Origin of the sequence: Geothrix campi, assembly GCF_024609265.1 — a bacterium.
GTDB lineage: Bacteria > Acidobacteriota > Holophagae > Holophagales > Holophagaceae > Geothrix > Geothrix campi.
In genome coordinates, this window is record NZ_JANHMP010000003.1 from 14,640 (window position 1) to 38,251 (window position 23,612).

Consider the following 23,612-nt stretch of genomic DNA (forward strand, 5'->3'; position numbering starts at 1 on the left):
AGAACTCCATGGTGGCGCTTCGCTCAGGTTTCCTCCTCGGCATCCTGGTGGTGCTCTGGACCTTCGTCATGGGGTTCACCGGCTGGTATCGACAGCCCGGCCTGCTCTTCCTGTTCTGGCTGGTGATCCCCCTGCAGGTCGGCGTCCTGGTGCTGATGCTCCGCCAGACTGCCTCCACCACGGGCTATCTGCGCCAGGTCCAGAACGGCGTGGGGGCCTCCTTCGTCGCCTCGGCCATCATCTTCGTGGGCAGTCTGCTCTTCACCGCGGTGGTGTTTCCCAGCTATTTCGCTGAGTTGGAGGCCCTGGGGCGGCTCCGCATGGCCCAGCAGGGCTTCACTCCCGAGCAGATCGAGGCCGTGGTGAAGGCCCAGGCCCCCATGCAAAGGCCGCTGGGCAGCGCCTTCGCCGGGGTTCTCGGCACCTGGATCACGGGCCTGTTCACGTCGCTGGTGGCCTCGGTCTGGTACCGGAAGCGGCGCGGAACGCCAGTGGCGCCCACGGTGGACCCCCCTCCTGGAGCCTGAGGGAGACGAACTTCCCCCGCGCGGTTCGAACCAACCCGATTCCCGGCTACCGCTCCCGCCGAACGCCCGCCACGAGCGCCAGCGGATAGTCGGTGCCGGCGAGGGCATCGTCCACGCAGCGCAGGACGAGGCCCGAGCGCAGGGGGGCGAAGGCCAATTCCCCTCGGCTGAGCCAGCGGCAGCCCAGGATGTCCGGATCCTCGGGGATGGCCTCGGTTCCCTCGGGCACGGTGCCCCGGAAGCAGACGCGGCAGTAGTCCTTCCCATTGCGGGCCTGCAGCTGATAGATCCCGACCAGCGCCTCGGGGGTGAAGGCCAGGCCGGTTTCCTCGCGCACCTCGCGGCGCACCGCGTCGAGGAGGCCCTCTCCGGGTTCCACGTGCCCCGCGGGCTGGTTGAAGACACGCTCAGGCGAGGCGCCGTCCGTCTCCTCCACAAAGAGGAAGCGGCCGTCCCGCTCGATGATGGCGGCGACGGTGAGGGCCCACATCAGACGCGCAAGAACAGATAGAAGCCGTTGACGAAGTAGACGATGCCCGCCACGCCCACCAGCAGGCCGAGGTAGTAGACGGGTTTCTGCTTGAGCAGGGCCGCGATGGAGGAGAGCAGGATGCCGATCTGCAGGAAGATCACCGCCAGACCAAAGGCGGCGCCGTGCTTCTGCGCGTCGGCCTTGGTGTCCTCGAAGCCGCGTGCCACCTGCATGATGTCGGCCTTCTCCGCCTCATACTTGGCGGTCTTCTTCTCCACGTCGGCGAGGCTCTTCTCCAGGGTGGGTGTGGCCGTCTTCGGGGCCAGTTCCAGCTCCCGGCGCAGACGCATGGCCTCCACTTCGTAGAGATTCCCCTTGATGCCCTTGGCCTGGTAGTGGGCCCACTCATCCGAGGCCTGGCTCTGGCTCAGGACGGCGCGAGTCGAATAGCCGCCCCCTTTGAAGGTGGCCAGGGTGGCGCACACCGCCAGGATCACCGTGGTCAGGGCCAGCAGGTTCAGCCAAGGTTCCTTCTTCTCGTCGCTCATGGGACTCCGCCGCAATTAGCTTCCTCCATCTTACGGAAAAATGGCCGCTTGCTTGAACCCGCCTGACCCAGGCCTATCGTGGGAAGTGGAGTCCTCCGGGATGTGCGCCGAATGCCGCAGTCCTCCTCCGATCCTGCCGGGATCTGCTGCCCTTTCCGGGGGCGGACGCGGGGCGTCCGTCCCCATGTCGCCGAATCAGAGCGCAAAGCCTAGGAGGCTCCCATGTTGCATCGCACTGCGCTTTGCGTCGGGATCAACCAGTACCAGAACTTCCCTTCGGCCAACCTGAATGGGTGCGTCAACGACGCCCACGACATGGCCGCCCTGCTGAAGGATCTGCTGGGCTTCGAGGATTCCGACATCATCCAGTTGACGGATCAGGCCGCCACCAAAGCCAACATCATGCGTGAGCTGCGACGCATGGTGGAAGGCGCCTTGGCCAGCCGGTACAACCACCTGGTCTTCACCTACGCGGGCCACGGCACCCAGGTGCCTGACCTGAACCTCGACGAGTTCGATCGGGCCGACGAGGCCTTCTGCCCCCACGATCTGGCCAAGAGCGGCCCCCAGTGGGACCGCGACCACCTCATCGTGGACGACGAGCTCCACGACCTGTTCGTGCAGCTGCCCCAGACCGTGATCCTGGAAATCCTCCTCGACACTTCCCACAGCGGCGCTGGTCTGCGCGCCGCGGATCTGCTCATGGACCGCAAGCCCCGCTACCTGCCGCCGCCCTCGGTCGAGGCCTTCCGCGACATCGAGTACCGCCGCGCCCGGCCCGGCCACATCAAGCTCCTGGAGAAGGGCCTGTCGCACCACATCCTCTGGACCGCCTGCAAGGAGAGCCAGACCGCCGCGGACGCATTCATGCAGGGCGACTGGCACGGCGCCTTCACCTGGCATTTCTGCCGCGAGGCCATGGCCAGCGGCAACCACCTCACCCGGGCCAAGGTGCTGGCCAAGATCCGCTCCGACCTCAGCGCCGCCCACTTCACGCAGACCCCCCAGCTGGACTGCGAGGCCGTCACCCGCCACGCCGTGATGAAGGCCGTGGAGGTGCCCCCCAACGTGACGCCGCTCCCCACGGAGATGCCGACCTGATGGCAGAGAGGTTTCAATCCAGCCTGCAAATAGACACGGCGCCTTTCGGCGCCGTGTCTGGTGAAACGCGCAGCGTTTCAGCCTAGTAGCGGTAGTGATCGGCCTTGTACGGCCCCTCGACCGGCACATCGATGTACTTGGCCTGCTCGGGACGCAGGGCCGTGAGTTTCGCGTTCAGGGTCTGCAGCTGGAGCCGCGCCACCTGCTCGTCCAGGTGTTTCGGCAGGGTGTAGACGCCGATCTGGTACTTGCTCTTCTTCGTCCACAGCTCGATCTGGGCCAGCGTCTGGTTGGCGAAGGAGGAGGACATCACGTAGCTGGGGTGGCCCGTGCCGCAGCCCAGGTTCACCAGCCGGCCCTTGGCCAGCAGGATGATGCGCTTGCCATCGGGGAAGATGATGTGGTCGACCTGGGGCTTGATCTCCTCCCACTGGTACTGCTCGAGGCTGGCGACATCGATCTCGCTATCGAAGTGGCCGATGTTGCACACGATGGCGTTGTGCTTCATGCGCTTCATGTGGTCGTGGGTGATGACCCGGAGGTTGCCCGTGCAGGTGACGAAGATGTCCGCCTGGTCGGCGGCCTCGTCCATGGTGACCACGCGGTAGCCCTCCATGGCGGCCTGCAGGGCGCAGATGGGATCGATCTCGGTCACCCACACCTGGGCGGACAAAGCTCGTAACGCTTGGGCGCTGCCCTTGCCCACGTCACCGTAGCCGCAGACCACGGCGATCTTGCCGGCGACCATGACATCCGTGGCGCGCTTGATGGCATCCACCAGGGACTCGCGGCAGCCATACAGGTTGTCGAACTTGCTCTTGGTGACGCTGTCGTTGACGTTGATGGCCGGGAACTTCAGCTCACCCTTCTTCGCCATCTCGAAGAGGCGGTGGACACCGGTGGTGGTCTCCTCCGTCACGCCCTGAACCTTGGCCAGCTGGGCCGAGTACCAGCCCGGCTTTTCGGCCAGGCGCTTGCGGATGGCGGCGAAGAGCACGGTGGCCTCCTCGCTGTCCGGATGGTCCAGCACGTGGAGGTCCTGCTCGGCCCGCGTGCCCAGGTGCAGCAGCAGCGTGGCATCGCCGCCGTCGTCGAGGATCATGTTGGCGCCGCCGTCAAAGTCGAAGATGCGATGCGTGTAGTCCCAGTAGTCCGGCAGGGTCTCGCCCTTGATCGCGAAGACCGGCGTGCCGCCCGCGGCAATGGCGGCGGCGGCGTGGTCCTGGGTGCTGAAGATGTTGCAGCTGGCCCAGCGCACATCGGCACCGAGGGCCTTCAGCGTCTCGATGAGCACGGCGGTCTGGATGGTCATGTGCAGGGAACCCGCGATGCGCGCGCCCTTCAGGGGCTGCTTGGCCGCGTACTCCTTGCGGATGGCCATGAGGGCGGGCATCTCGCCCTCGGCGATGGCGATCTCCTTGCGGCCCCAGGCGGCCAGGCTGAGATCGGCGACGATGAAGTCGGGGGTGGTGGCGACGGTCATGAGGACCTCCACAGAGGGCCAGGTCGGCAAGGTGGTTGGCCCACCCCAGCGCCCTGGTTCAGGGTTGAGGCGAGCGCCGTTCCAGAAAGGATGGGTCCGAGCCTGAGATCCCGCACAGCCGATCTGCCGGGTCCTGCAGCGCTCCTCGGACTCCTCAAGGATAGCGGTGACGACAGGGATGGGGGTGGATTCCTCCGATTCTATTTCATGTCATTGTTTCAAAAATTTTCTGAACTTTATTACAGAATATAAATATTGAAATAATGTTAATTATCAATTTTTGAAGCTATTTTGTCATATTTAACTGACAAAATTCTTTCATATTCGAAGTATTTAATCTGCAAATAAAAGAGTTATCAACTGGCACGACCTTCGATTGGACCTAGCTGCCTGAAAGGAGGCAACCATGTCCAACCCCTTCACCACCCTCGCCTTGGCCCTTGTCTTGGCGCTTCCCCTCTCCGCCGCGACCGCCCGCCCGTCCCGGGCTCCCCAGCGGGCCGTGAACCTCAACACGGCCTCGGTGACCGAGCTGATGCAGCTGCCCCGCGTCGGCCAGAAGACCGCCGAGCGCATCGTGGCCTTCCGCAAGCAGCACGGCGGTTTCCAGCGCCCGGAAGAGCTCATGAACGTCAAGGGCATCGGCGAGAAGTCCTACGCCAAGCTCAAGCCCTACCTGGCCCTCACCGCTGCGCCGCGCGCTGCGGCTGCGACGAAGTAGGGGGCAGCCATGTTCCAGAGCTGCCGCGCATCCCAGTCGGGAACCTCCCTGCTGGACCTCACCGTCTCCATGGCCGTGGCCGCCGCCATGACCATGGTGTGCCTGGCCCAGTGGGATCCGGGCAGAGCCGATCTCTCGGTGGCCCACCATGAGATCCGCGGCAGCCTGGAACAGGCCTTCAGCCTCGCCCGGGCCCGGGGCACCAACGTCAGCGTGGCACTCGGCCAAGCCAGCGGCGCCGGGGAACATCTGCAAGTGCAGTTCAGTCGCCGGGTGAAGTGGGGCAAGCCCGCCAACATCCCCCTGCCTCCGGGGATGGATGAACCCTCGGTGGCCACTCGCACGGGCGAGGCCCATCCCATCCTCACCGTCACGCCCCGCCACACCGCCCTGGCCAGCACCTGGTTCCTGAACGATGGCCGGGAGGCCCTGTGCATGCGGCTCTCCGGACAAGGCCGGCTCCAGGTGCTGTGGTGGCACCGGGACCGCCAGAAGTGGATGAGGGTCTGATGCGCATACTGGATCTCTCCCCCGACCAGCGCCCCCGCGAGCGCCTGCTGGCGGGCCACGGCGAAACCCTCTCCGATGCCGACCTCCTCGCCCTGCTCTGGGGCACGGGCCTGCGAGGTCAAAGCGCCGTGGAACTGGCCCAGGCGGTGCTGGGCCGCACCGGCGGCATCGCCGGTCTCCTGGGCCTCGGCCTGAATGACTGGCTGGACCAGCCGGGCCTCGGCCCCGCCAAGGCCGGCCAGCTCTGGGCCGCCCTGGAGCTCTCCCGGCGCGCCCAGCGTGGAACCGACCGCCCCCGCATCACCAGCCCGCGCGCCGCCGGCAGCTACCTGCTGCCCCGCTGCCAGGGCTGGACGGAGGAGCGCTTCGGCCTCCTGGCCCTCAACGCCAAGGGCGACCTGCTGGCCGAGCGCATCCTCAGCCAGGGCACCTCCACCGCCACGCTCATCAGTCCCCGCGAGTTCTTCCGCGAAGCCCTCCGCTACGGCGCCAGCACCGCCCTGGCCTTCCACAACCACCCCAGCGGCGACCCCGCCCCCAGCCGCGAGGACATCCAGCTCACCCGCCGCCTCCAGGCCGCCGGGGAATCCCTCGGCGTGCCCCTGGCCGACCACCTCATCCTCGGCCACGAGCGCTATCACAGCTTCCGCGCGGCCGAAGGCTGGGACCAGCGAGGCTAGGGCTTGAACGGCTCCTTCAGCGGCTCCCCGCAGGCGAGGTCGGCAAGGGTCTCGATGAGCACGTGGACGCCACGGTGCAGATCCTCGATCGGCACCTGTTCATCCACGTCGTGCCCCGGGTAGGGCCGGTTGGGAAACCACATGCCGAAGGCGATGGCATGAGGCATGCGCTTGGCGTAGGTGCCGCCCCCGGAGATGGCAGGGCCATCCGCCCTCCCGGTGGCGCGGGCGTAGTCAGCCATGAGGCGCATCACCAACCGGGACTGCGGGTCGAAGGCCAGGGGCGTGTCTCCGAAAAAGCCCCCGAAGCTGAAGGTCGCGTGCCGGGCAGTGGCGAACTCGGCGACCATCTGCCGGAGGTGCGCCTCCAGCGCGGACCCGTACCGCTTCGGCGTCGCGCGAATGTTGAGGGTGAGCTTCAGGCTGCCGTCTGCCTCCGGCTTGAGGGTGGCCACGTTCACCGCGCACCGACCCCAGAGCGGGTCGGTTTCGGTGAGTCCCAGCCCGGTCCCGTACAGGTCCCGGCCCGCCTGCCGCGCGAAGGCCAGGAGGTCGTCCGCCCCGCCCGGCGGCAGTTCGCCGTCCAGCAGCCGCGCCAGCGCCACGAGCGCATTGCGGCCCCCCTCCAGGTTGACGCCGCCATGGGCGGCCTTGCCGTGGACGGTGACGGTCAGGGAGGCCCCGGCCCCCTCGGGTGTGAGGCTGAAATCCGCCCGGCATCCGGCATCCAGCGGCCGGGTCTCCAGGCGCTTCCGAAGGGCGGCTAGGGGGTCCTTCCCGGCCGCGGAGGTCAGGCGGATCACCGCCCGATCGGGAACGATGCTCGTGGCCAGGCCCGCCTCCAGGGCCGCCACGGTCCAGGGGCGGTCGGCCGTGGGAGCGGTCGGCCGCTGGGTCGCGAGGGTGAGCGCATTCCAGGCCTTCTCGCCCACGACCACGGGGAAGGCGGAGTCGAGCACGAGGCTGAAGTCCGGCGGCCGGTTCGTTTTCAGGTAGTCCGTGATGTCGGTGTTGGTGCTCTCCTCGTCGCTCCCCACCAGGAGCCGGATGGTGCTGGTCCGGGCGGGGCCCGCCTCCTTCAGGGCCTTCATGGCCATGAGGGCCTGGATCATCGGGCCCTTGTCATCCGCGGCCCCGCGGCCGAGGACCCGCCCATCCTTCACCGTCCCCGAGAATGGCGGGATGCTCCAGTGGTCGTCCACGGGCTGCACGTCGCCATGGACGAGGAGGCCGAGCACCGGCGCCCCTGCCCGTCCACCCGTGGCCGGCAGGTCCACCTCCATCACCTTGCCCGCGTCCCGCACCTCAAAACCGAGATCGCCTGCGAGCTTCTGGAGCCAGGCCTTCTGGTCCGTCCAGGCCTTCGTGTTGCCGGCGACCGTGGGGAAGCGGATCACCTCGGACAGGAGGGGCACCAGCCGGGGCGCCAGGCGGCGGTCGTAGTGGTCGTGGACCAGCCGCGCCGGCTGGGCCGGTTGGGCCGCCCACAGGAGGGAAGGGATCATCAAGGGAAGCAGCATCCGCACCACGACCTCCAAACGGCTGATCCCCGACTATACGTGTGCAGACAGAAATTCCAGCCCAGGTTGACGGAATGACAACTTCCGCCCCAATGGCTGTTGGAGCCTGCGGTCACCATCCGACCGCAACGAAGTGCGGGGAGGATAGGACGGACCGGCCTCGCAAGAGGCCGGTGCCGCCCCGAAGGGGTGAGGGCCGGAGGTCCGAGTCAGCCTGCCAGCGATTCAGTGACTTCGAATCCCGCTCCCCCCGCGCCTTCATGAAGGCGCCCCGCATTCGCGGGGCGCTGAGGTGGCGGAGGGAGCGAGATTCGAACTCGCGGTGAGCTCACACCCACGACGGTTTTCAAGACCGTTGCCTTAAACCGCTCGGCCATCCCTCCGTGCCTCCATCTTGAAGGCTGGGCGCGGCTCTGGGCAAGAAGCCTTGTGCCAAGCCGCCCCCAACGGTAATCTGGGAGACCTTGGAGAGATGCCGGAGTGGCCGATCGGGCTCGCCTGCTAAGCGAGTGTATTGGGTAAACCAGTACCGGGGGTTCGAATCCCCCTCTCTCCGCCACTGAAGCCGCCGAAAGGCGGCTTTGCTTTTGCGGAGAGCGGGGGATTCGAAATCACAGAATCGCCGGCTCTCGTCTTGGCCCGGGGAGACAGCCGGGGGCTGTTGGACCCGAGACAGAGAGACGCGCGATTCGTGCGACCGGGGTGTCATGCGCAGCGTGATGCGAAGGGAATCCCCCTGACCGGTCTGCCCAGATGCTCATCGAAGCCGTGGCGGAGAGCGGGGGATTCGAACCCGGAAATCCCCCACAGCGGCAACCTTCCCCGGGCTCAGCCGGTTCCAATCGCTTGATGGGCCGAGCGCCCGTCAAGAAAAAAGGGATCCATCCCCGGGCCAGCGCCGTACCATGGGGGCGTCCGATCTGCCTTTGCGTCCTTGAAGGGGATGGCGGGCGAGCTGGACGGATCATGGTCAAAGCGGCTTTCCGGTTTTCAAGGCCCGATCGTCCAACGATCGGGGAATGAAAGGAGGGGGCGATGCTGGACACGCTTCGGTACAGGAGCCTCAACGGGGCCCGGGCCATCCGGCGCTGGGCCGTCCCCTACGTCGGGTCGCGGCTGCGGCCCGACGAATTCCGGCCGCTGCTCTGCTACCTCTTCACCGACTGGAAGTGCAACATCGACTGCCACTACTGCTTCCAGAACGACAACGGCCGGGAGGGGATGTCCCTGGAAACGGCCCAGTCCTCCATCGACTGGCTCAAGACCGTGGGTTGCCGGGTCCTCGCCATCATGGGCGGCGAACCGCTGATCCGTAAGGAGTTCATCCTGGACGTGATCCGCTACGGCAGCCAGAACGGCTTCTTCGTCTACCTGCCCACCAATGGCTACCTCATGGACCGGGCCTTCATCGACGCGGCGGGCCAGGCAGGCGTGACCGCCATCAACCTGGCCGTGGACTGCGTCGCGCCGCGCAAGGGGCTGCCGAAGGCGCTGCTGGCCATCGAGCCCCAGTTCCGCTACCTCGTGGAGCAGCAGAAGACCTACGGCTACATCCTGTTCTTCAACATCAACATCTGCGGGACGAACCTCAAAGACGTCAAGATGCTCACCGAGATCGCCCATCAGAACGGCATCGGCACCGACTATCACCTCAACGAAGAGCCTCAGCGCATGGTGGACATCGACCACTACGCCCATCGGGAAAACGGCCTGAGCATCCGGCCCGAGCAGTACGAGGAGGTGGACGCGCTCCTGGACTGGCTCATCGAGAAGCAGGGCCTGGGCTGGTGCATGGTCAATGCGCCCGAGCACCTCCGGGCCATGAAGGACCGCCTGCGGGGCAAGATCGAGCCCTGGGATTGCCGCGCCGGGCACAACGGCGCGCTGATCAAGCCGGACGGCTCCATCGCGCCCTGCTTCGACCTCATCACGCATCCCTACGACTGGGGACGCATCTGGAAGCCCGACTTCAACCCCGAGGCGCTGCGGGCCGCGAAGGAGGCCTGCCTGCCCCACTGCTCCTCCACCTGCTTCTACAACCTGGGCACCTACTACAACCTGCGCTCCCTGCCCACGTGGCTCGCCAAGCACGCAAGGATGGGCTGAACCGCGGGCGGGAACGGCATCAACCAAGGGAGGCCGTCATGGAATGGCGCGGATGGTCGTCCAGACTGACCGGAACCCTCAGACTGGCGCATGAGCCCGTGGCGGTGGCGTTCGCGGGGGCGCTGCCCGAGGGGGCGGCCCCGCCCTCGGCCAGGTTTTCGGTCTGCCAAGCCCTCCGGCACGCCAGCGAAGGCACGCCCGTCACCCTCACGGCGGACACGTGCGGATGCCCCGGAGGGCTGCTGAACCTGGGGCTCGGCCGCCTGTCGCCTGAAGGGCAGGAGCGGCTGGCGGACTTCCTCATCCGCCGCGAGCAGGTGTACGGCTCCAGGGTGGCTCTCCATCGGAGCCAGTAGACCATCCCGCCTCTACTCGGCCTGGCTTCGCATGTCTGCTTCGCGCCGCTGTCCGCGGCCACCTTCCGCCCGGACCTGGTGATCTTCCTGGGCCGCCCCGGCTCGCTGCACCGGCTCATCGGCCTCGCCGACTACTGGGAAGGCGGGCCCCTGGCCACGGACCTGGCGGGGCCGGCCTGCCGGACCGGCATCACCTACCCCCTGGCGACCGGGAACCTCGGGCTCTCCCTGCTGGATTTCGGAGCGAGGAGACTCGCGGGGTTCGATGAGGACCTGCTCCTGGTCTCGGTGCCCTTCCCGCGGATGCTGGGCATCATGCACGCCCTGGACGAGACTGCCTCCCGGCCGGAGGCACCGGCCGGCGCCTTCGAGCGGGAGGTCGAGACCTTGGGCCCCCTGGAAAGGGTCTACTCCCCGGGGGGGCCATGCGAGTCCTCCTGATCGCCGCGAATACCGAGCGGATCAGCATGGTGGCCCTGCCCTACGGCCTGGGCCTCGTGGCGGCGGCCTTGCGCCGGGCCGGGCACACGGTGGCCTTCCTGGACCTCCTCGATGCTGGCGACCTCCGCGCCGCCATCCAGCGCACCATCCACGGGAGCGCTCCCGAAGTCATCGGCCTCTCCATCCGGAACATCGATGATCAGAGCCGGCAGGAGCCCCACTTCCTGCTGGAGAAGGCGCGGGAGGTCGTGGCCGCCTGCCGGGCGGCCTCCCAAGCCCCCATCGTGCTGGGCGGCCCTGGCTACAGCATCTTCCCCCGGGAGACCCTCGCCTATCTGGCGGCCGACTACGGCATCCGGGGTGATGGCGAGGCGGCCTTCCCCGCCCTGCTGGAGCGCCTCCGAGCCGGCCGGGATCTCCGGGACGTCCCGGGCGTCCAGGTCGCCGGCGACCGCGGGGACACGACGTGCGCGGCCGTCGCCGACCTGGACCGGTTCCCGCTTTGGGACAAGGCGCTGGACCGCCCGGCGGACCGGGAATCCCCCGAGTTCTGGGTGCCGGTGCAATCACGGCGCGGCTGCCCCAACGACTGCTCCTACTGCTCCACGGCCCGCATCCAGGGACGGACGTACCGCTGCCGTTCCCCCCGGCAGGTGGTGGACACCATCGCCGGCCTGGCCCGACGGGGCTACCGGCGCTTCTACTTCGTGGACAACTCCTTCAACCTTCCCGAGGCCCAGGCTCTGGCGCTCTGCCGGGGCCTCCTGACCCTCGCTCCCGCCGTGCAGTGGCGGTGCATCCTCTACCCGCAGGGCGTCGGCGAGGAACTGGTCCGCGCCATGGCCGCCTCGGGCTGCGTCGAGGCCAGCCTGGGCTTCGAAAGCGGCACGCCCGCGATCCTCAAGGAGATGAACAAGCGCTTCACGCCGGACGAAGTGCGGCGCATCTCGGACCTGCTCGCGGCCCACGGCATCCGGCGCATGGGGTTCCTGCTCCTGGGCGGCCCTGGCGAGACCCGGGAGACCGTGGAGGAGAGCCTGGCCTTCGCCCGCTCGCTGCAGCTGGACGGCCTGAGGGTCACCGCGGGCATCCGCATCTACCCGGGCACGGCGCTCGCCCGCCGGGCCCTCCAGGAGGGCGTCATCGCGAGCGAAGAGGCCTTGCTCTACCCCCGCTTCTACCTCGCCCCCGGGCTTGAACCCTGGCTTCAAGACCGGCTGGCGACTGCGGGAGTCTAGCGTCCCTCAGCCGGGCTCCCCGAGGAGCGGGGCCCCACCACCGCCCATCCACACCCCTCCTCCACGCTCAGGCACACCCACATCCGTCGCGCCCCGGTCCGGCGGGCACGCGGCGGAGGTGGGCACAGGTGGTTCAGGCCTTCTTTTTGTGCGCGTGGACCTTCGCGAACATCGCGTCAGTCATGGGGGACACCTTCTTCTTGCCGTGGCAGGTGGCGCACTGGGCCTTGTCCGGCATGATGAGCCCCGCCTTCTTCGCGGCGGCAGGATCCTTCATGATCTTGACGGCCTTGTACTCGCTTCCGGCGCCGTGGCAGCCTTCACAGTCCAGGACCGGCTTGGTCTTGGCATGCTCAGAGGCGCTCCAGGACTCGAACTGCACCTTGTGGCACATCTTGCAGGCCGCGGCACCGACCTTGGTCGGGGCAGCGGAAAGGGCCACGGCGCTCGCGAGGAGGCCCAGCGCCAAGGAACGGATCAACACCATGAGTTCCTCCTTGAATGAGGTCCCCAGGCTACGCCTCTGGGCCGGAATCTTCACGCAACCTTGAGGTCAAGAATGAAATCGGGGCTCAGGGCGTGCAGAACCGATGGTGGCGGAGGGGCGGAATGCCATCGTAGACGCACAGCCCGCGGGCGGGAGGCAGGCTGTAGGGGAGCCAGCGCCGGAAGGCAGGCTGGGCCCGGATATCCGGAGCCTGATTCATGGACCAGCGGCAGGCGCGCTCTTCCCCATCGAGGCGGAAGCGGGCCCGCACGGACCAGAGGTACTCGGTGCCCGGCGCCAGGACGCAGTCCACGCGGTGTTCCACGAAGGCCGCTACGGCAGGTCTGGGGTCATCTCCGGGGGTCGCCGGGATCTCCACCGGATCGGTCCGTGGTTCCAGCCTGAACCCCAGCCGCTCATACACCAGCTGGCCGGGGCCACCTCCGACCGATGTCCAGATCCGGAGATCGTATCGGACTTCGGAGATGCGCTCGAACAACCGGCCGGCATCGTGATCGAGATCCTCCCGCCGGGGAAACGCCTCCCACTGCAAGGCGGGGCTGAGGCTCTCCACCTTCGGCGCGGCGCCCTGGAGCGGAGACCCGGCCAGGAAGACCTGCCCCGGCCGACGGGGCAGCAGTCCGCAGGTCGCAGGGGTGGTGGACTTCGAGAGGTAGAAGTCCTGGATGAGGAAGGCTGAATCCGCGACGGCTTCGGCGGCGGATTCCACCGTGGCCGTCAGGGCCTCCCGCAACCATTTCCCATCCTCCGAACACCAGTCCTGGAAGGGGCGCCGGGGCCCTCCCACGGTGAATCGCCGGTCCAGCAGGGAGGTTCCCTGCGGATCCAGCACACGGTAGAAGACGGTCAGTTCAAAATCCGCCACGGGATGGGCCCCAGCCCCGCCGTACAGCCCCCAGGAAAGCGCGGAGACCTCCAGGCGCAGATCCGGAGCGGAACCAGCTGAGGCCTGGGCCTTCCCTGCCTGGGGCAAGCGCCTGAGCACCTGGCCGGCGAGCTCCGCGGAGAGGTCCGCCTGATGGCGGGTGAGCAGCGCCCGCACCGCTTGGGCCTCCTGCTCGGGAATGCCCCCGGCATAGCCGACCGCCGCACCCCCCGCCCCGCCCACCAGGGTGCCCGCCGGAACGAGGATGGGCGCGAGGATCACGAAGAAGGGGCCGGTCTGCAGGGAGGCCAGCAACCCGGCGGTGGCCCCGGTGGCCGCGCCGGTGGCGGCGCCTTTGCCGGTGGCGTGGCCCTTGCCGATCTCGCCGTCCAGGTGGGGCTGAGTCCCCGCTTCCGGCACGACCGGCACCACCTCCACCACCCTGATTCCACGGCGGACCGGTTCAGGCACGGCGGGGGTATAGGCCAGGGGGTGCGGCGTGGCGCAACCCCAGACCAGAACGGCCAGGGACCCGGCGAGGAGGCGGACTCCCCAGCCGGATCCCTGCTGGCGGACGGTGGGCATGGCCCCCTCCGGTGCTCCGGGGGAAGGCCCCGGTTCGCCCGGGATTATCCGACGATTTTCTTCATCCAGCCGTGGGAATCGGGAGTGAGGCCGTGCTGGAGGTTGAGGAGGGCCTCGCGTAGCCTGGCGGCCACCGGGCCGGTCTCGCCGTTGTTCACGAGCCATTCGCCCCGCTTGGATTTCACCTGCCCCACGGGCGTGATGACGGCGGCGGTGCCGCAGGCGAAGGTCTCGGTCATGCGGCCTTCGGCCACGGCGGCCTTCCACTCCGCCACGCTGATCTTCCGCTCCTCGGCCCGGTAGCCCAGCTCCCGGGCCAGCTGCAGGAGGCTGTCGCGAGTGATGCCGGGGAGCAGGGTGCCGGTGAGCTCGGGCGTGACGACCACGGTCTCGCCCTTCTCCTGGTAGACGAAGAAGATGTTCATGCCGCCCATCTCCTCGATGTACTCCCGGTGAATGGCGTCCAGCCACACCACCTGGTCGCAGCCCTCGCCCTTGGCCTGGCGCTGGGCCACAAGGCTGGCGGCGTAGTTGCCCGCGCATTTGGCGAAGCCGGTGCCGCCGGGGGCGGCGCGGACATAGTCATCGGAGATCCACACGGTCACGGGCTTCACGCCGCCGGAGAAGTAGGCGCCGCTGGGGCTGGCCATGAGGATGAAGAGGTACTCGCTGCTGGCGTGGACGCCCAGCGCGGGCTCGGTGCCGATCATGAGGGGGCGCATGTAGAGGCTCTCGCCCACGGCGCCGGGCACCCAGGCCTGGTCCTGCGTGATCAGGGTCCTGGCGGCCTCAAGGAAACGCTCCTCGGGCAACTCGGGCATGGCCAGGCGGGCGGCCGACTTGTTGAAGCGGCGGGCGTTGGCCTCGGGCCGGAAGGACGCGATGCTGCCGTCCTTCTGCTTGTAGGCCTTGAACCCCTCGAAGATGGCCTGGCCGTAGTGCAGCACGGAGGAGGCCGGCGACATTTCGATGGGACCGTAGGCCTTCAGCACGCCCTTGCCCCAGCCTTCGCCTTCCTTGTAGGGGATCACCACCATGTGGTCGGTGAACACCTGGCCGAAGCGGGGATTGGTCATGCGCTTCGCACGCTCCTCGGGGCTGGCGGCGTGGTCCGAGGGGTGGATCTCGAGGGTGGAAGTGGGCATCACGGGATTCACAGGCGCTCCTTGGAAAGGGAAGGTCAGGCCCGGTGGACCAGATGCCCGAGCCGCGCGATGGCCTCCCGGGTGGTCGCTGGGTCGTGTGTGGAGAAGTTCAGGCGGAGGCAGTTGGTGCCTCGGCCGTCGGCGAAGAAGAGCGGCCCCGGCGCGAAGCCGATGCCGTTCTGCAAGGCGTCGCGATGCAGATCCAGGGCAGAGAAGCCTTCGGGCATCACCACCCACAGGTGCATGCCGCCCTTGGGCTCGGAGACCTGGGTGCCGGGGGGAAAGTGCTCCGCCAGGGCCTCGACCATGGCGTCGCGGCGCTCCTTCAGGGCGCGGCGGAGCCGGGCCAGGTGGCGCCGGAAGCCGCCGGTATCGAGGAACCGGGCCACCACCGCCTGCATGAGGGGCGGCTGGCCGATGGTCTGCACTTCCTGGATGAGGGCCATGCGCCGGAGCAGGTCGTCCTTGGCGATGAGGTAGCCCAGGCGCAGACCCGCGGCCAGCGACTTAGAGAAGCTGCCCAGGTGGATCACGTTATCGGCCCCCTCCAGGCGGCGGAAGGGCGGCAGGGAGCTGCCGGAGAAGCGCAGATCACCGTAGGCGGAATCGGTCACCACGATCACGCCGTGGGTCCGGGCGACGGCCAGCACCCGTTCCCGGCGGGACTTGGACTGGGTCATGCCCGTGGGATTGTGGAAGCTGGGCACCGTGAAGAGCAGCTTGGCCTCGCTGCGCTGGAGGGCCGAGGCCAGGCGCTCTGGATCCAGCCCCTGGCGATCCACGGGCACCGGCACGGCCTCGCGGCCCAGGGCGCGGATGAGGGCCAGGATGCCCACGTAGCAGGGGCTTTCCACCAGCACGCGGTCGCCGGGCACCGTGAAGGATTCGAGGGCCAGCGCCAGGCCGGACTGGGCGCCGGGCAGCGAGCGGATGCCCCAGCCCTCGTCGATGGGTTCGCCTTCGGAAGCCAGCCAACGGCTGACCGCCTCCAGATAGGGGGGATGGCCCGCCGGGGCGGAGTAGACCCAGACTTCGGAGCCCAGCTCCTTGAGCACCTGGGTGGTGATGCGGCGCAACTGCTCGCCGGGCAGCAGATCGGAGGGGATGAAGCCCGCGGAGAAGCTCACCAGGTGGCGATCCTGGACCCGCTCCAGGGTTTCGCCCAGCCACGAGCCCAGCTCGCCGTCGTGGACCAGCAGGGGGGAGCCTTCGAAGGGGAATTCGCTGCTGGCCCGCAGGCCCGGGGCTTCCGGTAGCCGTGGCGCCACGAAGCTGCCCCGACCCTGCACGGTCTGGATCCAGCCTGTCCGCTTCAGGCCCGCCAGCGCCTTCAGGACGGTCAGGCGATGGACGCCCCAGCGCTGGGCCAGTTCCGGCACCGCCGGCAACCGGGAACCCGGCCGCCACTCGCCTTCCTGGATGAGTACCCGCAGCCGCCGCTGCAGCTGCAGATACAAGGGGCTGGATGCGCCCGGATCGAGGGTGGGATCGAGAACCATCTCCACCAGGATCGGTCATTCCCCATCGAAAAACGACGAAATTCACAGCCCGGAACAGACCATTACCCCGGGTCACGAGGGATCGCCCCATCTCCCAGACCACCCTAGACCACCACGAGGGCTCAACCATCGCCTTTTCGGGGCATCCATAATGGTGAACCGGAGGTTCCATGCGCCGCCTTGCCCTGTCCGCCGCCCTGCTGCCCGTGCTTCTCCTCGCCGCTTGTACCGGCTACAGCGTGAACTACGACTACGACGTGACCATCCCGTTCAGTCTCTACAAGACCTTCGACTACTACACCTCCAAGAAGGGCACCGGCGGCACCACCAACCTCATGGACAAGCGGGTGCGGGCTGCCGTCGAGAGAGAACTCCAGGCCAAGGGTTTCATCATGGAGACCAAAGCCGACCCGGACTTCCTCGTGACCTACTACCCCGTCGTCCATGAGCGCAGGTTCCGCACCACCACCCACATGGGCTGGGGATGGGGCTGGGGCTACCGGCCCTTCTACGGGGGCGTCGGCACGAGCATGAGCCAGGTCCACACCTACCAGGAAGGCACCATCGTCATCGAGATCGTGGACTTCAAGTCCAACCAGATGATCTGGCAGGGCGCCGCCGCCGGTGCGCTCACGGGCCTGAACAATCCCGAAGATGCCGACGAGGTGGTGCCCCGGGCCGTGCGCGACATCCTGGCCAAGTTCCCGCCGCGCTAGGACCGGTCGATCAGCCCGAGATCCGCTTCGTATGGCGGAAGAGGTCATCCGGGTCATAGGCCCGCTTGATGGCCGCCAGCTGGTCCAGGGTGGACCGGCCGTAGGCGGCTTCGATGCGGTCCGCCCCCTCCTCCTCCGTGAGGAAGTTGACGTAGGCGCCCCCCGTCGAGCAGCCCCGCGCGGCTTCGAAACAATCCCGGGCCCACTGGATGTTGGCCGCGTCATCCTCCGGCCGCTCCCAGGCGCTGGCGATGTTCAGCACGTAGGCAGCATCCCGGTTCCCGGCGGGCGAGTGGCCGGCGGGCAGCTCGTTCAGTGCCCCCTCGAGGTGGAACAGGAAGAACGCGGAGTGGGGCGACACCAGGCGCCCGGCGTGATCCACCGCGAGGTCGATGAGTTCCGGGCTGATGCCGGACAGATAGTGGGACTTCCAGTAGTACCGGCGGCCCTTGGGCTGGGTGGCGTCCAGGAGGCTCTGCATCTGCGTGTAGGGCCTGCGGGTCACAGTGTCGGCGATGGGGTTTCCCACCCGGCGCAGGGGGGCCAGCAGCGCCTCGCCCTCCTCGATCCGGCCCGTGTAGCAGATGAACATGAGCGCCACCAGCCTCCCGTGCTGTTCCTTGGGCAGCCATGGCGCCGGAGGGGCGACCCGGAGCGCGGCCACGCAGGTCAGCTCGCGCGGCGCGGTCGCGCTGAAGGCCCGATAGGCCTCGAGCGCCTCGCGGGCGTCCTCGCCCCGCCAGGCGAGGGCCCCGCCCAGGATCTCGGGGCCCACCGGGAACAGGCGGTAGGCGAAGGACGTGACGATCCCGAAATTCCCGCCGCCACCCCGCAGGGCCCAGAAGAGGTCCGCATGCGCTTCGGCAGAGACCTGCAGGATCTCCGCGGAGGCGGTCACCACCTCCATCGAGACCACGTTGTCGCAGGTCCACCCGTAGCGACGCGTGAGGTAGCCGAAGCCCCCGCCCACGGTGAGCCCGGCGATGCCCGTGGCCGACACGAACCCGAGGACCGTGGCCAAGCCGTGCGCCTGGGTCTCCCGGTCCAGATCACCCAGCGTGCAGCCAGCCTGGGCCCGGGCCACCCGCGCCTCGGGGTCCACCCATACGCCCCGCAGCGGCGAGAGGTCGATCATGAGCCCGCCTTCGCAGACCGACAGCCCGGCGATGTTGTGGCCGCCGCCGCGCACCGAGAGCAGGAGCCCGTGGCGGCGGGCGAACCGGACCGCCTGGGCGACGTCCGCCGTGCCCGTGCACCGGGCGATGAGGCCCGGCCGGCGGTCGATCATCCCGTTCCAGATCCGCCGCGTGTCCTCGTAGCCCTCGTCCCCGGAGGCCAGCAGGGTCCCGCTGAACGCGGCGCGAAACGCCTGGACCGCCTCGGGCGGAAGGTCCACCTTCCCGCCATCCATTCCGGTGAACTGGATCGCCATGTCGTTCCTCCTTGATGGGATTGGCCCGGATTTTTCCGTATGATGCCAGCTGGGTCATGGGCGTTACTTCAGACGACGACTCTGGCGGCTATCGCCAGACGGGGCTCCTCCTGGGACAAAACCGCCCTCGAAGCGCTCGAAAACCTCCCGCGGGCGTAAACTGGAAGTCCTCTAGGAGGAGTTCTCATGGCCAAGGTCACCCTTAAAGGCAATCCCCTCAACACCGCCGGCGATCTGCCGAAGGTGGGTTCGGCGGCTCCCGCCTTCACCCTGGTGCGCACGGACCTCTCTGAAGTCTCCGCCAAGGATCTCGCCGGCCAGCGAGTGGTGCTGAACATCTTCCCCAGCCTGGACACGCCCACCTGCGCGGCCAGCGTGCGCAAGTTCAACGCCCGTGCCAATGAGAAGTCGAACACGACCATCCTCTGCGTGAGCGCGGACCTGCCCTTCGCGCAGAAGCGGTTCTGCGGCGCCGAGGGCCTGGACAACGTGGTGCCCGCCTCCGTCTTCCGCGCCCCCGACTTCGGCAAGGCCTACGGCGTGACCCTGGTGGACGGCCCCATGAAGGGCCTGCTGGCCCGCGCCGTGGTGGTGGTGGATGGAGCCGGCAAGGTGGTCCACACGGAGCTGGTGCCTGAGATCGCCCAGGAACCCGACTACAACGCCGCGCTGGCGGTGCTGTAGCGGGTTCTCTGCCTTCAATCCTCGGTGAGCGGCCCTTCGGGGCCGCTTTTCATTCCACGCGGAAGGCGGCGGCGGAGGTCTTGAGGGACTGGGCGACGCTCACCAGGTCCCGGGTGGTGATGGCCAGTTCCGGAGCGGTGTTCGCCAGCTGGGCGGCGGTCAGCTGCACTTCGCCGGTAGCCGCCTGGCTCGCCTGCATGCGCCGGCTCACGTCGCTGCTGACGGCAGACTGGGCCTCGGTCGCCTTGTGGATCTCGCCGCCCACGGACTCGATGGCCCCCAGCGCCTCGTTCACATGCGCCATGGCCTGGATGATGGCCGCGGCCTGGGCCGCGCCTTCGCGAAGGGACGCGAGGAGCGCGGCATCGCCACTTTTCGCCACGTCCTCCAGCACGTGATGGAGCAGCTGCGCCCGGCGGCCCGTGTCGCGCACCATGCCGGCGGCTTCGCGGCCCTCCTCGATCATGGTGTCCACACTGGCGCGGACCTGGACCACCGTGGCCTGGAGTTGGGTCACGGCGGCGGCGACGTCCTCCGAGGCCTCCCGCTGCACCCGGCTGCTCTTCGCGAGCTGCTGGGTCGCGCCTGAGATCTGCTCGACGCTGGTGGACCACCGCCCCGCCCCGCTGGCGACGCGCGCGGCCTGGTTCTGGAGGGTGCGCGCCAGCTCGTTGAGGTGGGCGCTCATGGCATTGAAGGTCTCGGTCATGCGGCCGGTCTCGTCGAAGCTGTGGACGGGAAGCTGGATGCTCAGGTCGCCCTGCTGCATGCGGGCCATGCCGTCCGCCAGAGCGTGGATGGGTTCGGTGATCAGCACGGTGGCCCGCCACGTCCAGAGCAGCACGACCAGGCCGAAGACACTGAAGCCCGCCGCCAGGAACCAGCCTTTAGTGCGGGCACCCCGCTCCAGTCCCTGGGCGTCCGCCAGCAGATCCTGGCTCATGCGGTCCTGAACCCCCTTGAGGGCTTGGAGCTCCTCCGCGGCCACCCGCGCCCAGACCTCCGGATCCTGGATCACCCGTCCCGCCTGGACGAGGTCACGCATGCGCTGCAACTCGGCGCTGAAGGGCCCTGCCAGCGCCTTCCGGTAGTCCTCGCGAACGGCCTCGGGGGCCGAGGACAGGAAGGCTTCGCCCTGCGCCTTCTGGGCATCCAGCAGCGACAGGAACCGTTCCTGGGTGGCCACATCCAGCGTGCCATGCGAGAAGACGTGGGCCAGCACCGCGGCCTCGAGACCCGCGGATTCCTTGGCCCGGATCAAGGTCGCGAAGGCCTGGGACCGTCCCTCCAGGGGGGTTCCGGCGGCCGGCAGCATGAGCTGGTTCTGCACCCGAAGCAGGACATCCACCTCCCGCGCATAGTCGTCGATCAGGTCCATGTCGCCGGCTTTGCGGTCCACCCGGCGGCGGATGTCCTTGAGGCGGCTGCCATCCTTGACCTGCGCCGGGAACAGCGCTTTGAACTCGGGCCCCGTGTCGGACAAGGCTGCGTTCAGAGCCACCCGTTCGCGGTCCACGGCCTCCCGGCCCGTGGCCATGGAGGCCTGGAGGGTGCCCTCGCTGCCGAGGAAGAGGGCCGTCCCGGCGGATTCGGATTGGAGGGCATGGACCACATTCCCCACCGAAACCGACAGGCTGGAGGCCGCCCTCAGGCGCTGCATCCGCTCCAGAAGGCGGGTCTGCTGGGCCACCACCAGGCCGGAAAGCAGCCCGCCGCCCACCACGGGGAGGAGCACCAGCCCCAGGAGCTTGGTGCGGATTCGGACGTGGAGGAGGTCGAAGAACATGGGTCACCCAGGCAGAGTCAACAGATGCCACCAGTGTGGAATGTCCAGGACACAATCAATAGACCTGATGGTCACATTTGATCGAAATCACCCGCCCAGCCCCCGGCCGCCGGTCCCTTCACCCGATGCGATCCATCTTCCGCAGTCCGGGGACCTTCCAGGCGGTGGTGGCCACGACCAGCAGGGTCATGCAGCCACCGAAGATGACCGAAGGCACCAAACCCAGGAGCCGGGCCGCCAGGCCGCTTTCAAAGGCGCCGATCTCGTTGCTGGAGCCGATGAAGACCTGGTTCACGGAGGACACGCGGCCCAGCATGTGCTGGGGCGTGAGGGTCTGGAGCAGGGTGGCCCGCAGGACCACGCTGACGTTGTCCACGGCCCCACTGGCCGCCAGCAGCAGCAGACTGAGCAGGAAGCTGCGGCTCAGGGCGAAGGCGATCATGGCTCCGCCGAAGGCGCCGACACAGATCAGGAGGGTTCGCCCCGCCCGCCGCAAGGGCGGCAGGTGGGCCTGCGTGATCCCCATGAGCACCGACCCCAGGGCCGGGGCCGCCCGCAGAGCCCCGAGGCCCTGGGGTCCCACCTTCAGGATCTCTTTCGCGAACATGGGCAGCACGGCCACCGCCCCGCCAAAGAGCACGGCGAACAGATCAAGGCTGATCGCCCCCAGCAGCAGCCGTTGCGAGAAGACGAAACGCAGGCCTTCGCCCAGGCTCTCGAGGATCGAGCCGCCGCGCGGCGCCACCGGCCGGGGCGTGTAGCGGATGAAAAAGAGCCCCAGCAAGCCGCTGGCGAGGAGGGTCATCACCAGGAAGTGGGCCGCCACCGGCCCCCGCCAGGCATAGACCAGGCCTCCCAGGGCCGGCCCGAGCACCATGCCCGAGTGGAACACGGAGACCCGCCAGGTGGACCCGTTCGCATAGAGCGCCTTGGGCAGCAGGTCCGTGCCCAGGGCGAGGTTGGCCGGGCGGTAGTAGGCCCGCATGATGCCCGTGAGGAAGATCACCCCGTAGATGGGCCACACCGCCTGAGCCATGGGCCCGGCCTGGTAGCACCAGCTGAAGGCGCCGAGCAGGGCCGAGCAGAAGGCGAGGCCCAGGGTCGCGGCCATGCAGAGGCGCAGGCGATTCACGCGGTCCGCCGCATGGCCGCCGAAGAGCGCCAGGGTGATGAAGGGCAGCGCCTCGGAGAGGCCCACCAGGCCGAGGGCCAGGGGGTCGCCGGTGCGGTCGTAGACCTGCCAGCCCACCACCACACCCTGCATCTGCAGCCCCAGCGTGACGAGCCCCATGGACGCGACGAACCAGCGGTAGTTCCCGTCCCTCAGGGCCGCGTAAGGATCGTGCGGTACCGCCGGTTCAGCCACGGCAGGCTACTCGTACCTCAGGGCGTCGATGACATCCAGCTTCGCCGCCTTCACGGCTGGCAGGAAGCCCGCGGCCACGCCCACCAGCCCGGAGAAGCCCAGGCCCAGAGCCACGGCCCAGGACTCGGTCACGGCGGGCACCTGGAACTTCTGGAGGATGAACACCGCCGAGTACGCGAACCCGACGCCGATGATGCCGCCTAGCAAGGACAGCACGATCGCCTCGACGAGGAATTGCCAGAGGATGCTGTGCTGGGTGGCGCCCAGGGCGCGACGGATGCCGATCTCCCGGGTGCGCTCGGTGACGCTCACCAGCATGATGTTGGAGATGCCGATGCCGCCCACCACCAGGGAGATGCTGGCGGCCACGGCGAGCAGGGCCGTGAGGATGCCCGCCTGCTGGGTCTGCATCTGCACGATGTCGTCCTGCTTGCGGATCTGGAAGGGATTGTCGTCCTTGGGCGCCACCTTCATGCGCTGGCGCAGCAGGGCCGTGACCTCGGCTTCGGCCAATTCGGCCTTACCCTCCTGGGCGCTGACCATGATCCGCTGGATCTTGTCGCGGCCCATGATCTTGCGCATCACCGTGGTGTAGGGCGCCACGATGAGATCATCCTGGTCACCCCACATGCCGGCACCCTTCTTCTCCAGCACGCCCACCACCTGGAAGGGCAGCGGCCCCACGCGCACGGTCAGGCCCACGGGGTCCTCCCCGTTGGGGAAGAGGTTGTCCTTCACGGTCTGGCCGATGACGCAGACCTTGGCCATGCCGCGCACCTCGGTATCGGTGAAGAAGCGTCCGTTCTCGACCTCCCAGCCGCGGATCTGGAGGAACTCGGGGCCGGTGCCCTGAACCTGGGTCACGTAGTTGCTGTTCTGGTAGATGATGGGCCGCGTGGTCTGGACCTGGGCGGAGGCGGCCACCACGCTGCTCTGCGAGAGCTCCTGCTGGATCAGGGGCGGGTCGCTTTCCAGCAGGATGTCCGCGCTGCCCATGGCGGAGGGGCCGAAGCGGTTCCCCGCGCTGCCCGGGAAGATGGTGAGCATGTTGGAGCCCATGTTCTGGATGAGCGCGATGGAGGCGCGCTTCGAGCCTTCGCCGATGCCGATCATGGCGATGACCGCCCCCACGCCGACGATGATGCCGAGCATGGTGAGGAACGCCCGCATCTTGTTCCGCGTGATGGCGAAAAGGGCAAGCTTCAGGAACTCCAGCAGAGCCACGATTCACCCCCTACCGGGCCCAAGAGATTACAACGGCGTCTCGCGTATCGCCGTCAGGCGATACCGAGAGAAAGGCGAGCTTGAGGAATTCCAGGAATC

General features: G+C 68.1%; 21 protein-coding genes, 2 tRNA genes, 1 pseudogene and 1 riboswitch. Of the genes and pseudogenes, 11 read left to right on the forward strand and 13 right to left on the reverse strand.

Translation table 11 applies throughout. The features are described from left to right. The first annotated feature begins 8 nt into the window (after positions 1–8). Positions 9–527 carry a DUF4199 domain-containing protein gene (locus NOV65_RS11895; RefSeq protein ID WP_257306690.1) on the forward strand — a complete coding sequence of 173 codons (519 nt, stop codon included), beginning with the start codon at positions 9–11 and terminating at the stop codon, positions 525–527. A gap of 46 nt (positions 528–573) precedes the next feature. Here the strand turns inward: NOV65_RS11895 and NOV65_RS11900 are convergent, their stop codons facing one another. Further along, positions 574–1,017 carry an NUDIX hydrolase gene (locus tag NOV65_RS11900; protein ID WP_257306691.1) on the reverse strand — a complete coding sequence of 148 codons (444 nt, stop codon included), beginning with the start codon at positions 1,015–1,017 and terminating at the stop codon, positions 574–576. Continuing rightward, the gene (locus NOV65_RS11905) at positions 1,017–1,547 is read right to left on the reverse strand and encodes a DUF4337 domain-containing protein (protein ID WP_257306692.1); all 531 of its coding nucleotides are present in this window, start codon (positions 1,545–1,547) and stop codon (positions 1,017–1,019) included. Before NOV65_RS11905 ends, NOV65_RS11900 begins: the two co-directional genes overlap by 1 nt. Before the next feature lie 222 nt (positions 1,548–1,769). Between NOV65_RS11905 and NOV65_RS11910 the strand changes: the two genes are divergently transcribed. Then, complete coding sequence (locus NOV65_RS11910) at positions 1,770–2,648, forward strand: caspase family protein (RefSeq protein WP_257306693.1); 879 nt, start codon at positions 1,770–1,772, stop codon at positions 2,646–2,648. Positions 2,649–2,730: 82 nt separating this feature from the next. Here NOV65_RS11910 and ahcY read toward each other — a convergent pair whose 3' ends face one another. After that, entirely contained in the window at positions 2,731–4,131 is a 1,401-nt protein-coding gene (gene ahcY, locus NOV65_RS11915) for an adenosylhomocysteinase (protein WP_257306694.1), read from the reverse strand. 64 nt (positions 4,132–4,195) lie between these two features. Continuing rightward, positions 4,196–4,284: riboswitch (S-adenosyl-L-homocysteine riboswitch) on the reverse strand. 253 nt (positions 4,285–4,537) lie between these two features. Between ahcY and NOV65_RS11920 the strand changes: the two genes are divergently transcribed. The 3 genes from NOV65_RS11920 to radC are packed head-to-tail and all read left to right on the forward strand — an operon-like array spanning position 4,538 to position 6,042. Continuing rightward, complete coding sequence (locus NOV65_RS11920) at positions 4,538–4,852, forward strand: ComEA family DNA-binding protein (RefSeq protein ID WP_257306695.1); 315 nt, start codon at positions 4,538–4,540, stop codon at positions 4,850–4,852. Positions 4,853–4,861: 9 nt separating this feature from the next. Next, on the forward strand, positions 4,862–5,362 hold the full coding sequence (locus NOV65_RS11925; RefSeq protein WP_257306696.1) for a pilus assembly FimT family protein: 501 nt from the start codon (positions 4,862–4,864) through the stop codon (positions 5,360–5,362). Then, positions 5,362–6,042 carry a RadC family protein gene (gene radC / locus NOV65_RS11930; RefSeq protein WP_257306697.1) on the forward strand — a complete coding sequence of 227 codons (681 nt, stop codon included), beginning with the start codon at positions 5,362–5,364 and terminating at the stop codon, positions 6,040–6,042. Before NOV65_RS11925 ends, radC begins: the two co-directional genes overlap by 1 nt. Here the strand turns inward: radC and NOV65_RS11935 are convergent. Next, positions 6,039–7,562, reverse strand: a complete 1,524-nt coding sequence (locus NOV65_RS11935) for a Sapep family Mn(2+)-dependent dipeptidase (protein ID WP_257307277.1) — start codon at positions 7,560–7,562, stop codon at positions 6,039–6,041. The genes radC and NOV65_RS11935 overlap by 4 nt on opposite strands. 293 nt (positions 7,563–7,855) lie before the next feature. Continuing rightward, a tRNA-Ser gene (locus tag NOV65_RS11940) sits at positions 7,856–7,945 on the reverse strand. An 83-nt stretch (positions 7,946–8,028) separates the two neighbouring features. On the opposite strand from NOV65_RS11940, the gene NOV65_RS11945 reads away from it, so the two are divergent. The 4 genes and pseudogenes from NOV65_RS11945 to NOV65_RS11960 all read left to right on the forward strand — a co-directional run bounded on the left by NOV65_RS11945 (position 8,029) and on the right by NOV65_RS11960 (position 11,703). Continuing rightward, a tRNA-Ser gene (locus tag NOV65_RS11945) sits at positions 8,029–8,121 on the forward strand. Between the two features lie 476 nt (positions 8,122–8,597). Continuing rightward, positions 8,598–9,668, forward strand: a complete 1,071-nt coding sequence (locus NOV65_RS11950; RefSeq protein WP_257306698.1) for a radical SAM protein — start codon at positions 8,598–8,600, stop codon at positions 9,666–9,668. A gap of 38 nt (positions 9,669–9,706) precedes the next feature. Further along, a pseudogene (locus NOV65_RS11955) lies at positions 9,707–10,465 on the forward strand (DUF169 domain-containing protein). Beyond that, complete coding sequence (locus tag NOV65_RS11960; RefSeq protein ID WP_257306699.1) at positions 10,450–11,703, forward strand: B12-binding domain-containing radical SAM protein; 1,254 nt, start codon at positions 10,450–10,452, stop codon at positions 11,701–11,703. Before NOV65_RS11955 ends, NOV65_RS11960 begins: the two are co-directional and overlap by 16 nt. Positions 11,704–11,836: 133 nt before the next feature. Here the strand turns inward: NOV65_RS11960 and NOV65_RS11965 are convergent, their stop codons facing one another. The 4 genes from NOV65_RS11965 to NOV65_RS11980 all read right to left on the reverse strand — a co-directional run bounded on the left by NOV65_RS11965 (position 11,837) and on the right by NOV65_RS11980 (position 16,305). Beyond that, positions 11,837–12,190, reverse strand: a complete 354-nt coding sequence (locus tag NOV65_RS11965) for a cytochrome c family protein (RefSeq protein ID WP_257306700.1) — start codon at positions 12,188–12,190, stop codon at positions 11,837–11,839. Between the two features lie 85 nt (positions 12,191–12,275). Further along, positions 12,276–13,661, reverse strand: a complete 1,386-nt coding sequence (locus NOV65_RS11970) for a hypothetical protein (protein WP_257306701.1) — start codon at positions 13,659–13,661, stop codon at positions 12,276–12,278. Between the two features lie 44 nt (positions 13,662–13,705). Then, positions 13,706–14,806 (reverse strand): branched-chain amino acid aminotransferase, encoded by a 1,101-nt coding sequence (locus NOV65_RS11975; protein WP_257306702.1) that lies wholly within the window; start codon positions 14,804–14,806, stop codon positions 13,706–13,708. Positions 14,807–14,841: 35 nt separating this feature from the next. Beyond that, positions 14,842–16,305 carry an aminotransferase-like domain-containing protein gene (locus NOV65_RS11980; RefSeq protein WP_257306703.1) on the reverse strand — a complete coding sequence of 488 codons (1,464 nt, stop codon included), beginning with the start codon at positions 16,303–16,305 and terminating at the stop codon, positions 14,842–14,844. Positions 16,306–16,475: 170 nt separating this feature from the next. Between NOV65_RS11980 and NOV65_RS11985 the strand changes: the two genes are divergently transcribed. After that, positions 16,476–17,021, forward strand: a complete 546-nt coding sequence (locus NOV65_RS11985) for a DUF4136 domain-containing protein (protein ID WP_257306704.1) — start codon at positions 16,476–16,478, stop codon at positions 17,019–17,021. A gap of 10 nt (positions 17,022–17,031) precedes the next feature. On the opposite strand, the gene NOV65_RS11990 is transcribed toward NOV65_RS11985, so the two are convergent. Next, a complete protein-coding gene (locus tag NOV65_RS11990) occupies positions 17,032–18,453 on the reverse strand; it encodes an FAD-binding oxidoreductase (protein WP_257306705.1) in 1,422 nt (473 codons plus the stop codon). Between the two features lie 186 nt (positions 18,454–18,639). On the opposite strand from NOV65_RS11990, the gene tpx reads away from it, so the two are divergent. Further along, positions 18,640–19,137 (forward strand): thiol peroxidase, encoded by a 498-nt coding sequence (gene tpx / locus NOV65_RS11995; protein WP_257306706.1) that lies wholly within the window; start codon positions 18,640–18,642, stop codon positions 19,135–19,137. Between the two features lie 49 nt (positions 19,138–19,186). Here the strand turns inward: tpx and NOV65_RS12000 are convergent, their stop codons facing one another. From NOV65_RS12000 to NOV65_RS12010, 3 genes are all read right to left on the reverse strand, one after another. Beyond that, the gene (locus tag NOV65_RS12000) at positions 19,187–20,923 is read right to left on the reverse strand and encodes a methyl-accepting chemotaxis protein (protein ID WP_257306707.1); all 1,737 of its coding nucleotides are present in this window, start codon (positions 20,921–20,923) and stop codon (positions 19,187–19,189) included. Between the two features lie 118 nt (positions 20,924–21,041). Beyond that, positions 21,042–22,289: an MFS transporter gene (locus NOV65_RS12005; protein WP_257306708.1), complete on the reverse strand. Its 1,248-nt coding sequence runs from the start codon at positions 22,287–22,289 to the stop codon at positions 21,042–21,044. Between the two features lie 6 nt (positions 22,290–22,295). Beyond that, positions 22,296–23,513, reverse strand: a complete 1,218-nt coding sequence (locus tag NOV65_RS12010) for an ABC transporter permease (protein WP_257306709.1) — start codon at positions 23,511–23,513, stop codon at positions 22,296–22,298. Positions 23,514–23,612 lie beyond the last annotated feature (99 nt).

What these genes read in the sequence shown, in the direction of transcription:
- NOV65_RS11895 (WP_257306690.1), top strand. Translation starts at nt 9, where the DNA reads ATGGTGGCGCTTCGCTCAGGTTTCCTCCTCGGCATCCTGGTGGTGCTC.
- NOV65_RS11900 (WP_257306691.1), bottom strand. Translation starts at nt 1,017, where the DNA reads ATGTGGGCCCTCACCGTCGCCGCCATCATCGAGCGGGACGGCCGCTTC.
- NOV65_RS11905 (WP_257306692.1), bottom strand. Translation starts at nt 1,547, where the DNA reads ATGAGCGACGAGAAGAAGGAACCTTGGCTGAACCTGCTGGCCCTGACC.
- NOV65_RS11910 (WP_257306693.1), top strand. Translation starts at nt 1,770, where the DNA reads ATGTTGCATCGCACTGCGCTTTGCGTCGGGATCAACCAGTACCAGAAC.
- ahcY (WP_257306694.1), bottom strand. Translation starts at nt 4,131, where the DNA reads ATGACCGTCGCCACCACCCCCGACTTCATCGTCGCCGATCTCAGCCTG.
- NOV65_RS11920 (WP_257306695.1), top strand. Translation starts at nt 4,538, where the DNA reads ATGTCCAACCCCTTCACCACCCTCGCCTTGGCCCTTGTCTTGGCGCTT.
- NOV65_RS11925 (WP_257306696.1), top strand. Translation starts at nt 4,862, where the DNA reads ATGTTCCAGAGCTGCCGCGCATCCCAGTCGGGAACCTCCCTGCTGGAC.
- radC (WP_257306697.1), top strand. Translation starts at nt 5,362, where the DNA reads ATGCGCATACTGGATCTCTCCCCCGACCAGCGCCCCCGCGAGCGCCTG.
- NOV65_RS11935 (WP_257307277.1), bottom strand. Translation starts at nt 7,562, where the DNA reads ATGCTGCTTCCCTTGATGATCCCTTCCCTCCTGTGGGCGGCCCAACCG.
- NOV65_RS11950 (WP_257306698.1), top strand. Translation starts at nt 8,598, where the DNA reads ATGCTGGACACGCTTCGGTACAGGAGCCTCAACGGGGCCCGGGCCATC.
- NOV65_RS11960 (WP_257306699.1), top strand. Translation starts at nt 10,450, where the DNA reads ATGCGAGTCCTCCTGATCGCCGCGAATACCGAGCGGATCAGCATGGTG.
- NOV65_RS11965 (WP_257306700.1), bottom strand. Translation starts at nt 12,190, where the DNA reads ATGGTGTTGATCCGTTCCTTGGCGCTGGGCCTCCTCGCGAGCGCCGTG.
- NOV65_RS11970 (WP_257306701.1), bottom strand. Translation starts at nt 13,661, where the DNA reads ATGCCCACCGTCCGCCAGCAGGGATCCGGCTGGGGAGTCCGCCTCCTC.
- NOV65_RS11975 (WP_257306702.1), bottom strand. Translation starts at nt 14,806, where the DNA reads ATGCCCACTTCCACCCTCGAGATCCACCCCTCGGACCACGCCGCCAGC.
- NOV65_RS11980 (WP_257306703.1), bottom strand. Translation starts at nt 16,305, where the DNA reads ATGGTTCTCGATCCCACCCTCGATCCGGGCGCATCCAGCCCCTTGTAT.
- NOV65_RS11985 (WP_257306704.1), top strand. Translation starts at nt 16,476, where the DNA reads ATGCGCCGCCTTGCCCTGTCCGCCGCCCTGCTGCCCGTGCTTCTCCTC.
- NOV65_RS11990 (WP_257306705.1), bottom strand. Translation starts at nt 18,453, where the DNA reads ATGGCGATCCAGTTCACCGGAATGGATGGCGGGAAGGTGGACCTTCCG.
- tpx (WP_257306706.1), top strand. Translation starts at nt 18,640, where the DNA reads ATGGCCAAGGTCACCCTTAAAGGCAATCCCCTCAACACCGCCGGCGAT.
- NOV65_RS12000 (WP_257306707.1), bottom strand. Translation starts at nt 20,923, where the DNA reads ATGTTCTTCGACCTCCTCCACGTCCGAATCCGCACCAAGCTCCTGGGG.